A 10654-nucleotide genomic window follows, 5' to 3' on the forward strand; every position below is an offset into this window, starting at 1 on the left:
GCCGTTTCTGCTGTTCATCAAGGTCAGATCAGCATGATAGCGTGTGCCGCCGGGCGCCTTCACTCCCGTCGTTATTTCTTCCGCCACGCCGCCGTGAGCCGTCCGATCCTCTACGCTCGTGGAGCCCGCGCGGCACGGCGGATCGTGCGGCTCCTGATCGTGTGCGTCCTGATCGTGGTTAACCATGCCTTTTGCCGCACCGCTGCCATTTAACGCGGTGCTATGCTTTGAAGCGGTCCACTGCGCCTGGCCTCTCTGCCGCGCATTCGCTCCGCTCAAGCGTTCGGAGGCCACACCCATGTCCGATTCCATTCAGATTCAGGTTGCCGACTCGCACCTTTATCCGGGCTGCGCGGTGCGCATCGCACACCTGCCCGAGCAGGCACGGGCGGCGGCGGCCGTCGTCGAATTCGCCGACGGTTCCGGCGCCAATGCCACCTGCCATCGGCGAACGCTCGACGAACTCGAATTGATGGTGGACCGCTATGCCACGCAAAAGCGTCACCCCGTCGACACCCGGCATTGGCTTCTGCTGGCCGTCGACGCAACGCATCACAGTTGGCGCGTAAAGCGCCGGCTGCCTTAGCCTGCATTTTCCGCCCGCTTCAAATTCGCCACCGGTGCCGCGCATAGGCGGCTCCGTGCGGAGCTTGAGCGCCCGTCACAGCCACGTCGAAACCTAGCGATGACCGATCACGACTCCAACCTGCCGCCGAACGCCATCAACGCCACCAACGCCGACCACACCCCTGACGCGCCCGACGATCCCGACCGCCGCCGGATTCTCACCGGCCTGGCGGCGGTCGGTCTCGGCCTGGCGCTGAGCGGCTGTAAAACCGACCAGAGCCTGTCAAGCGACGGCGCGCCGCGCAGCGCCGCCGACCTGCGCCTCGACGCCGCGCTGCGCGATCAGGTCAGGCACATCGTGGTGATCTATGCGGAGAACCGCAGCTTCGCCAACCTGTACGGCAACTTCCCCGGCGTTCAACATCCGCTCGATGCCGTGAGCGCCGAGCGCTATCTGCAACTCGACCGCGACGGCAAGACGCCGCTGCCGCGCTTGCCAGCCATTTGGGGCGGCCTCGTGCCGCAAGCGCAGGAAGTGGACGGCAAGCGCTACATGATCGGCCAGAAAGACATCGTCAATCTACGCAACGGCCCGTTTCATATCGCCGACGCGCAGGGTGCGCCGCTGCCGACCGGCGTGATCACGCGCGATCTCGTGCACCGCTTCTATCAGAACCAGATGCAGATCAACGCCGGCCGCAACAACCAGTTCGCCGCGTGGGGCGATTCCGGCGGCCTGGTGATGGGCCATTACCGTAATTCCGCCGACACGCTGCGTCTGTGGAATCTTGCGCAGCAGTACACGCTGTGCGACAACTTTTTCATGGCGGCCTTTGGCGGCTCGTGGCTGAATCATATCTTTCTGATCTCGGCGCGGGCGCCGTTCTATCCCGACATTCAGAACAGTCCGGCAAAGAAGATGGTGTCGGTGGTTGAAGGCGACGATCCGGCCGGCACGCGGCTCAAGCAGGCCGAAGACTCGCCCGCCTCCGCACTCGACGGTCCGCCGAAGTTCGTCAACGACGGCGCGTTCACCGCCGACGGCTATGCCGTCAACACGATGGCGCCGCCGTATCAGCCGAGCAACGTGCGGCCGGCCGAAGGCGGCAATCCGGCCTTTGCGGACCTGTCGAATCCGCGCGTGCTGCCGCCGCAGAATTACGCGACGATCGGCGACCGGCTGACGGACAAAGGTGTCGATTGGGCGTGGTACAGCGGCGCGTGGCAGTACGCATTGGAGCATCAGGATACCGGCGCGGTGCCCGACTTCCAGTATCACCACCAGCCGTTCAACTACTTCGCCAATTACGCGCCAGGCACGGCGGCGCGGCGCCGGTATCTGCGCGACGGCGGCCTCGGCAACGACGCGTCGACCAACCGTCTGATCGCGGATATCGATGCGGGACGTTTGCCTTCGGTCACGTTCTACAAGCCGCAAGGCGATCTGAACATGCATGCGGGCTACGCGAACGTCGAATCAGGCGACCGTCATATCGCGACGGTCATCGAACATATTCAACGCGGCCCGCAGTGGGCGAACACGGTCGTGATCGTGACCGTCGACGAGAACGGCGGCTGGTGGGATCCGGTCTCGCCGCCGAAGGGCGACCGCTGGGGTCCGGGTTCGCGGATTCCTGCATTGGTCATATCGCCGCTGGCGAAGAAAGGTTATGTCGACCACACCGTGTACGACACCAATTCGATTCTTCGACTGATCAGCCGGGTGCATGGCCTCGCGCCGCTCGACGGCGTGGTGGCGCGCGATCGCGCATTCGCGAGCAATGGGCTCGCGCCGTTGGGGGATTTGACGGCGTCCCTGGATCTGGCCTGAGGGTTGTGACTTCGTGCCCGATCGTCATAGCTTTTGCCTTGCATAACACGCGCTGCGGCATAGACTGATAAAGCACCACTTCGCAATTTGTACGGAACTGCCATGCGACTGACCATCCTTATCAACGGTTCGGATCCCACCGTCAGCCACGACTACGCTGTCTTATGGCTCGATACCGACGAACATCGGTGGTCGAGAGAGGCGCATCAAGGGATCGATCTGCCACCGTGGGGCGAACTGCGCGACGACAACGGCGTGACGATGCTTTGTGCGCCGAGTACGGACGCACCGCTGTGCACGCTGCGTGGCTTGCACGTGGACCGCAAACAGCGCGTGAGCGCCGCGCAAGGCGCCGCGGCATGGACAGCCCTGCCGACGCGCGCGCCCACCAGCGGCTTCTGGCGTCTCCAGGCAGTGGACCGCCAAACGGTCCGCGCCGAAAACAGCGTGTTCGGCAATTAGGTTTCAGCGCTCATTTTCTTACCGGTCGAAATTGCCGCGCGTGAGAGGCCACTCATGCGCGGCAATTTGGCACGTGCGTTCGCTCTGCATCAAGAAGTTCTCGCGCGCGAATTTAAGGCCGCCTTAAGTTTGCGCACGTAGAGTTGTAACTCCACGCATTAGGGTCGCTGCAAAGCGGCCCATTTTTTTTGTGCGAATCCGCTCATCCCTCCAGTGCTTTTCCTCCGCGTTTTTCACGTCGCGCGATACGGGCTCGCAACGCTATACTTGCGCGCCCCCATCCCTCGACTGAATGACACATGAAGAAGTGGTTTGCCTGTCTGTTGTTAGCCGTTGCCGCTCACGCGAGCGCCGCGCCTTCCTGCACCCAATTCACGCCGAATGCGCAATGGCCGGTTCTGAGCAATCAGAAGATGGCGCCGAAAACGCGCATGCTTTGCTATAGCGATTTCGCGGTTCTGCATTCGGGTATTACGCACGGTCCGCTGTGGTCCGCGGAGCATCTCACGCGCGACCATATCGAAGCGGCCAAAGATATGGTGCGCACCAACAAGTTCTTTGAAGACGCCCGCTTGCCGGACGGCGAAGGTGCCACGCTGGCGGACTACAAGCGCAGCGGATTCGATCGCGGTCACCTCCAATACCCGGCGTAAATCATACTCAGTCAATAACTACAGGCTGATCGGTAGAGTACCTATACTCCAACTACTATACTCAATCTTAGTTGCTGGCCACCTCGCGCCGGACATCGGCTTGAGTTCTTCTTCCACGATAGCCGGCGAGATACCCCGTCGAACTGATGAGGTCGCGGCTAGTTGTACCGTTGCATAACGGACGACGGCTCCGACGGCTCCGTTTAACTACAAGTGAGCGTCGTGAATTCCACTTTTCGCCGGTACTGACTTGGCGTGACGCCCTGCTGGCACAGAAAAAAACGCGTGAAATTGCCCGGCGAGTCGAATCCGAGGTGGCGGGCTATGTCATGGATGGCAGTGTCTGTCGCGGCAAGACTGTCGATTGATGCTTCCATTCGCAACATGCTGCCGAATGTCGCAGGCGTCATGCCAATCTGTTTGCGAAACAGATGGAAAAAGTGCGGACGAGACAAGCCGACCGAGCTGGCAATTTCGTCGAAATCCAGCGCTACTCCGCCGCGGGACTTCATCTCATCGAGCGACTGACGGATTCTCGCGTCATAAGCTAAACTGCCCATTAGCTGGCACTCGAGCAACTCCTTCCAACGAGTGCCGACGCAGGCCAGTTCGATAATTGTCCGGACTATCAGATCCTCGACCACGCGCGAACCTGTCGACTCTCGGCCCGTGAGCAAATCGAGAAGGTCCGCCCTCAATCCCGCCAGCTTGCTTCCCAAAGCTAGAATGGGTTGAGAAAAAAATTTCGGATGCGCGCTACAGGAAAACCGCGTGTCTACCTTTCGAAGCCATTGTGGTTCTAGATACAGCGCTAGAAGAACGGTCGATGGGGCGTCGCGGTTATGGTTGTAAAAATGTGGTTCCCATGCGTTGACCAGCAGCACATTGTCATCGGACAGGTAATGCTCGAGTTCGCGGACGCCGAACAGGATATCGACGCCTCCAATCTTGAATACGACGTGGCAGACACGGTGCGCGTGCACGGCCATAGTCCTGTCAAGCAGCAAGAGGGCTACACGACCGAAAGCACCGTGAATGATCCTCAGCGGCTCTGACATCGTAATTGTCTCCTGCCTAACTGCGTTTCCGCCGTTGGATACAGTGTGGTGCGGTCCGTTGGCTCGGTGCGAGCTCGCAGATGTTGTACTTTCCAGTTCCCGACCTAGCCACGCAATGATAGGCCATCTGATTAGATGGCGGTCAGTGTAGCGATCCCTGTTTTGGGATACTTATGGAAGCGGCCTGCCGTCACATGAATGGCCGATCGCGGCCGCCCGTTGTGCGATCGCACACTCTACGAAGATCCCATGAGATTCCACGACTATGCGCTGAAATCTCGCTGAAAAGCGCCCGCAGGCCGAAGCCTGCAGGCAAATCTCCATCCCTTCAAAAAAAATGGAGAGGATGCCTTATTTCTGTTTCGCTTGTCAGCGGCACCAGCCCTCGCGTCATTCTGAAAATCACGTCACGCTGCATTCGTGGAGCGTGCCGAGAATGTCGTGCTCCTCGGACCCAGCGGGCACGAGACATAATGCTCACCTCCCTATGTCATTGAAGATCAATGGATAATTGATTTGAGTTATCTGATTGCGGACGGTCCGCAGCCCGTCGCGCCAGATAATTGTCGACGTCCACCTGCTGGATGATCCATGGCGCACCCAGACAAGCCTGTGACGCCGGCAACCTCCCGACTCGAATCAGGCGGATGACGGTTGGCGCACTGATACCCAGCAGGGTGGCTACTTCTGTAACCGTCAGTTCGTGGCGCTCCTGCCGTTCGCCTTCGCGATATGCAGGGATTCGATGGTCCTTCCGCAGCGTGCAGATTCGCGCAGCGGTCCAGGTGTGGCCCTTCGCCGTCCGTTTGCCCAGTCGATTGATGACCGCCGCTACGCCTTGATCTGCCAACGTTCTCGCCAACGCGCGAACGATGTCTATCGTTGCGACATCGGTGGCCCAGCGATGCTCACCTGTGTGGTTCTTCTCGAACACGATCTCGGTGTGATCGCCTCCTTGCCAATGCACGAGTGCACGAATCGTGTCGTCCTGCTTTGTGGCAACGATCTCCTTGACGACCGTCCTAAGAATGCGTTTCTTGATCTCGACCGAACTGGCCGGGTGGTGCCATAGCCGGGGCAGGTCTTCACCGAGTCGCAGAAGTTCATCACGCGCGCCCGCACTCAGCGCCCTCGATGACTGTTCGCGCAGGAGGTCGAGCTCGGTCTGTATTTGCACCTGCGTCTTCAGCGTTTCATTCCACCGTCGCTCAAGTTCCGCCGCAACCAGCCGGTTCTCAGGATCAATCGCATCATATTGCCGACGTGCTCGCGCAGCTTCATACCGCGCCTGTTCAAGCGCCAGCTCCTTGTGCCGCACGCGTTCGTCCTGCTCTGTTCGTGCACGCTCAATGGCCTCGAGTGATGCACGAATACCTAACGGTTGAAGTTGGCGCAAAACTTCTTCAGTAACGCGTTGATCAACACGAACCGCACCAAACGAAATGCAGCGAGGGCCACCATGATTGATCATGCTGCCCTGACAGTTGTACCGCGCGACGGTGCCTTTGGTGCCAGAATACGCAACGTGCAGCTTGCGCCCGCAGTGACCGCAACGAAGCAGTCCCGCCAGGAGCGAGCTCCCGCGCTTGACAGCGCCGCGGACCATGCTGCCCTTCATGTTCGCGTTATTGGTAATCAATTTGCGGTTCGCCTCGTACTCGTCCCAGCTAATGTAGCCCGCGTGGTGCTCGATGATCAAGGCCTGCCATTCCTCGCGCTGAAGGGGGGTGCCCGCAAACACTCGCTTGCGTCCGTTCACAATGCGAGCAATAGTCCGGGTCTTGCCAAACGCGTATGCGCCGCCATAAATCGGATTCGTCAGGATGTGCAGAAGGGTGTTATAGACGGGAAGCTTCCATACAATGTGGCGACCGTCCAGGCCGTAGTTCACCGCGGGTAGCTCAATGCATTCCTGTCGAATCCATAGGAGGACCTGCCTGACGCTACCAAACTCGCGAAACTTCCGGAACGCCAGATCGAGCGCTTCCCGGACGCGGGTATCAGGATCCTTCTCGATACGATTTCCTTGTGCACGCACATAACCGATTGGCACCGACGTGAACAGTTCACCGCGTTTGGCTTTCTGATCAAGAGCCGCCTGTGAGCGTTGGCGAAACGTCGAAAGCTCCATCTCGGAAAGCGTGCCCTTCATGCCTAACAGGAGGCGATCGTTAGGCTGTCTCGGATCGTAAATTCCATCTTCGTCAATCAGCAGGCATCCTACAAGACGGCAGAATTCCAGAAGCGTGTGCCAGTCACGACCATTGCGCGCAAGACGCGACGCTTCGATGCAGAATACGGCACCCACTTCGCCGCTGCACAGTGCCACCAATAGGCGCTCGAATCCGGGACGATGATTGCCAGAGCCTGAGCGACCCAGGTCGTCATCGATAACCGTCGCATCTGGCCAGCCAAGTCCGCGTGCGCGATCGGCAAGCCCGTATTGGCGCAACTGGCTCTCGCGATTGTGGTGGACCTGATCCAGCGTTGACTGACGGACGTACACGTATGCACGACGGGAAAGGTGTTCAGCGCCGATCTTGCTCATCACGCGCCTCCGCTTCGATGACGTCGATCAACGCGAACATCAGCAGCGCCAGTTGCGTCACCAGTTCGGCTTGCATCTCCTCTGATACTAACGCCTCCGGCACAGTTTCCTCGAACAGATCCTTCTGCCTCGTCATCTGGTTGCGCATCTTTGCCTCCCTCAGGTGTTACCGCCGCAAAGCACGATAACGCCGTGTCGACCAGGCGCAGAAGCTCGATCAGCACTGCATGAGGCAATTCCGGCTTGACGACGACAGACATGCGGGCAGCATCCTCGCCCGCCATCCACGGCGGAAGATGCGTCAGAGTGCCATCGTGCTGCCTGATAGTCAGATACGACTCGCCCCGGCAATTGTTCATCCCGATGACGGTTATCCGTTCACCGCAGCGAGGGTGGAACGGATAGCGGATGATCACATCATCGCAACGATGATGGGCAGTGTGTAGTGGGTTCGACTGGCGTTGGTAAAACCCATCTTGCTGTCGCGCCTGGATATCGTGCAACGCAGGCCGGGTTTCGCACGCGCTTCATTACCGCTACCGATCTGCTGATGCAATTGACGACAGCGTTGCGCCGTAACCAGCTAGAGGAAACTATCAAGCGGATCACGAAGCCCTACAAGCTTCTGATCATTGACGAGATGGGATACCTAAACTCCCTGCATGGCATCCAGCGACGCTACGTTTCCAGACGATATCGAGGCCTTGAAGGCTCTCCTGCTCGCGCGTGAGGCGGCGTTACGTGAGCACGAAGGCGAGCTCACGGATCTACGCGACACTGTAACGATGCTCCAGAAGACACTCTCCGACCGGGCGCTCGAGATCGATCACCTGAAGCTGTGGATCGCGAAGCTCCAGCGCATGCAGTTCGGGCGCAAGTCGGAGAAGATTGATCGCCAGATCGAGCAACTGGAATTGCGTCTCGAAGATCTGCAGGCCGACGATGGCGCGGCGACGGTCGACGCACCGACAAGGCCCCGCCCAGAAACCGGCAAGCCGACAGGACGCAAGCCACTTCCCGAACATCTGCCGCGCGAAGACGTTGTACATCAGCCCGAGGACGCGTGCTGTCCACAATGCGGCGGCGCGCTTGGCGACCTCGGCGAGGACGTTTCCGAGCAACTCGACTATGTACCGGGGCATTGGCGAGTGATTCGTCACCGCCGACCCAAGAAGGCCCGTACGTGTTGCGACTGCATCGTGCAGGCGGCTGCACCCAATCGGCCAATCGATCGCGGCATGCCCGGTCCCGGGTTGCTCGCCCATGTTCTGGTCGCCAAATTCTGTGACCACCTTCCCCTGTACCGACAGTCAGTGATCTATGCGCGCGACGGCGTGGAACTCAGCCGTTCGACACTCGCGGACTGGGTCGGCCAGTGCAGTGCGTTGCTCCAGCCACTCGTAGAGGTCGTTCGCCGGTATGTGATGGCCGCGTCGAAGATTCACGCGGATGACACGCCGGTACCTGTGCTCGAACCCGGCAATGGCAAGACCCGTACCGCGCGGCTCTGGACGTACGTTCGGGATGACCGGCCGGCTGGCTCTAAGGACGCGCCAGCGGTCTGGTTCGCATACAGTCCCACAAGAGCTGGTGAATATCCACAGGCCCATCTGAAGGACTTCAGGGGAACGTTGCAGGCCGATGCGTTCGCGGGGTACAACGCGATCTACGAAGGTGGTGATGTGCGTGAGGCTGCATGCATGGCGCACGCACGTCGCAAATTCCACGATCTGTTCGTCGCACGGAGGAACGAGGTTAACACTGAGGCGTTGCGCCGGATCGGCGAACTGTACGCAATTGAGGCCGCGATTCGCGGCAAACCACCAGACGAACGAAGACGTGTCAGGCAGGAGCAGGCGCGTCCGCTACTCGACGCCTTCGAGATCTGGCTGCGCTCGACATTGGGTACGGTGTCGCAGAAAGGCGATACCGCCAAAGCCATCAACTACGCGCTGAATCAGTGAGCAGCGCTCACGCTGCACGTCGATGACGGTGCCGTGGAAATCGACAACAACGCAGCCGAACGCGCTTTACGTGCCGTCGCTCTCGGCCGAAAAAACTTCCTGCACTTCGGTTCCGACAGCGGCGGCGAACGTGGCGCCGCAATCTATACCCTGGTCGGTACCGCCAAACTGAATGGCCTTGATCCCGAGGCCTACCTGCGCCACGTCATCGCTCGCATCGCCGAGCACCCTGTCAATCGCGTCGACGAACTGTTGCCATGGGTCGTCGCCGATCAACTCCACCACGACGTCGCCTGACTCGCCACGCTGTCAAGAACGGTCGCGGTCAGACGGTTACGCTTGACCGGTGAGGCGGGAGATTGCGCCCCGTGCCAGAGCACGATTCGACATGCGCGTTTGCATATCTGATGGTGCTGAGCGCACCGTAATGTGATGTTGTTGACGGCAACCGGGGCGCTTGCGCTGGGGCATGGAATCTGACGGTATCACGCGATGCCAACCGTATGGGTCCTACCTCGTTTGCAAAGACGGCGACGCGAAGGGCGTCGAATAACCTGACGCTGACGGACGCGCCTCAGGGTACCCCCTTGAGGATTTCCACGCCATCGTCACCCGACACGCTGCAGGACACAAAGCTGGATACAGCCACCGAATGGATACAGAGCGCAATGCAGACTTCGAAGGAAATGCACCGCAACGAGGACTTCCGTCGCGAAGTCTCGAAGAGACTTTTTTAGTCAACCGGTGCCGCACACAACCACCGCAAATCGCACAAATCGCACGACGGTGGCGCGATGCTCGTGGAGGCCATAAAGCACAAACCCGGCGCTCGGCCGGGTCCGGTTCATTACTCATCTTTACCGCTGTGGGCCATGAACCCGACGCATGCCCATCGTGCTACCCGCTGGTGTTGAATCGCGCAATCAGGTTCCAACATGCCGATGGCGCAAACGATTTTGCCCATTCCTCTGCCCGCCGAAGCTCCGGCTCCAATTCGGCTAGAGCAGTCGGAGACCATAGCGGCCGCTGAGCTTCAAGAGGCAAGTGATCTGTCTCTGATTGGATGGCAACAAAGGCATCGAAATCAGAATCTCGATCAGCGACTCCACTCAATCGGCTTTTGATAGCGAGTACCTGTACCGCCCCTTCAAGGAACGGTAGCTTTCCATTCAACATTGCTTGCGCCAGTGACACCAATTGGCTTCGCATCAAGCTTTCGCTTTCGTTCATCATGCGTTGGGTCTCATTTCAGTGGGATCGATTTCGGCTCCACAACCTGGCCAGTCACTGCGTTTCGATAAGCGTGAGTTTCGAACTGAGTTCCATCGGATGCCGTGTAACTCGAAATGCTCACCTTACTCCAATCACTCGCCTGCCCGCCATATTCCGCCACCAAACGAGATACATCATTCAACGGGACATTTGTTCCGTTACCAGCGATGTCGATGCCGTTACCAGACTCTAGTTGCGAAAGCTGTTGCTCGCTTGCCAACGACTTGTTGAGATTCAAACCGTTGACAGCATTTGCCGCACTGTCCGCCCCGGCTGCCGTGTTTGTGGCAACAGCTACG

The 10654-nt window shown here is 59.4% G+C and carries 8 protein-coding genes and 3 pseudogenes; 6 read left to right on the plus strand and 5 right to left on the minus strand.

The features are described 5' to 3' along the window. The first annotated feature begins 298 nt into the window (after positions 1-298). From BXE_RS35975 to BXE_RS35990, 4 genes and pseudogenes are all read left to right on the plus strand, one after another. The gene (locus tag BXE_RS35975) at positions 299-586 is read left to right on the plus strand and encodes a hypothetical protein (RefSeq protein WP_011493042.1); all 288 of its coding nucleotides are present in this window, start codon (positions 299-301) and stop codon (positions 584-586) included. A gap of 99 nt (positions 587-685) precedes the next feature. Then, complete coding sequence (locus BXE_RS35980) at positions 686-2398, plus strand: acid phosphatase (RefSeq protein WP_011493043.1); 1713 nt, start codon at positions 686-688, stop codon at positions 2396-2398. Positions 2399-2500: 102 nt separating this feature from the next. Next, positions 2501-2860, plus strand: a complete 360-nt coding sequence (locus tag BXE_RS35985; protein WP_011493044.1) for a DUF3564 domain-containing protein — start codon at positions 2501-2503, stop codon at positions 2858-2860. Between the two features lie 299 nt (positions 2861-3159). Continuing rightward, a pseudogene (locus BXE_RS35990) lies at positions 3160-3498 on the plus strand (DNA/RNA non-specific endonuclease); the annotation flags it as partial. Between the two features lie 218 nt (positions 3499-3716). On the opposite strand, the gene BXE_RS35995 reads toward BXE_RS35990, so the two are convergent. The 3 genes from BXE_RS35995 to BXE_RS46750 all read right to left on the minus strand — a co-directional run bounded on the left by BXE_RS35995 (position 3717) and on the right by BXE_RS46750 (position 7267). Next, entirely contained in the window at positions 3717-4571 is an 855-nt protein-coding gene (locus BXE_RS35995) for a helix-turn-helix transcriptional regulator (protein ID WP_011493045.1), read from the minus strand. Between the two features lie 490 nt (positions 4572-5061). Then, positions 5062-7119, minus strand: a complete 2058-nt coding sequence (locus tag BXE_RS36000) for a recombinase family protein (RefSeq protein WP_011493046.1) — start codon at positions 7117-7119, stop codon at positions 5062-5064. Next, on the minus strand, positions 7100-7267 hold the full coding sequence (locus BXE_RS46750; RefSeq protein ID WP_011493047.1) for a hypothetical protein: 168 nt from the start codon (positions 7265-7267) through the stop codon (positions 7100-7102). Before BXE_RS46750 ends, BXE_RS36000 begins: the two co-directional genes overlap by 20 nt. A gap of 294 nt (positions 7268-7561) precedes the next feature. Here BXE_RS46750 and BXE_RS44815 point away from each other — a divergent pair. Next, positions 7562-7771 (plus strand): annotated as a pseudogene (locus BXE_RS44815) (ATP-binding protein); the annotation flags it as partial. A gap of 10 nt (positions 7772-7781) precedes the next feature. Further along, positions 7782-9380: pseudogene (gene tnpC, locus BXE_RS36010) on the plus strand (IS66 family transposase). Between the two features lie 600 nt (positions 9381-9980). Here the strand turns inward: tnpC and BXE_RS44820 are convergent. Continuing rightward, positions 9981-10316 carry a DUF2489 domain-containing protein gene (locus BXE_RS44820; protein WP_011493048.1) on the minus strand — a complete coding sequence of 112 codons (336 nt, stop codon included), beginning with the start codon at positions 10314-10316 and terminating at the stop codon, positions 9981-9983. A gap of 10 nt (positions 10317-10326) precedes the next feature. After that, on the minus strand, positions 10327-10593 hold the full coding sequence (locus BXE_RS44825; RefSeq protein WP_011493049.1) for a hypothetical protein: 267 nt from the start codon (positions 10591-10593) through the stop codon (positions 10327-10329). Positions 10594-10654: the final 61 nt, after the last annotated feature.

It is taken from the genome of Paraburkholderia xenovorans LB400 (assembly GCF_000013645.1).
GTDB lineage: Bacteria > Pseudomonadota > Gammaproteobacteria > Burkholderiales > Burkholderiaceae > Paraburkholderia > Paraburkholderia xenovorans.

Coding starts and splice junctions, on each gene's coding strand:
- BXE_RS44820 (WP_011493048.1), bottom strand. CDS start 10,316: ATGATGAACGAAAGCGAAAGCTTGATGCGAAGCCAATTGGTGTCACTG.
- BXE_RS36000 (WP_011493046.1), bottom strand. CDS start 7,119: ATGAGCAAGATCGGCGCTGAACACCTTTCCCGTCGTGCATACGTGTAC.
- BXE_RS35995 (WP_011493045.1), bottom strand. CDS start 4,571: ATGTCAGAGCCGCTGAGGATCATTCACGGTGCTTTCGGTCGTGTAGCC.
- BXE_RS35975 (WP_011493042.1), top strand. CDS start 299: ATGTCCGATTCCATTCAGATTCAGGTTGCCGACTCGCACCTTTATCCG.
- BXE_RS35980 (WP_011493043.1), top strand. CDS start 686: ATGACCGATCACGACTCCAACCTGCCGCCGAACGCCATCAACGCCACC.
- BXE_RS35985 (WP_011493044.1), top strand. CDS start 2,501: ATGCGACTGACCATCCTTATCAACGGTTCGGATCCCACCGTCAGCCAC.
- BXE_RS46750 (WP_011493047.1), bottom strand. CDS start 7,267: ATGCGCAACCAGATGACGAGGCAGAAGGATCTGTTCGAGGAAACTGTG.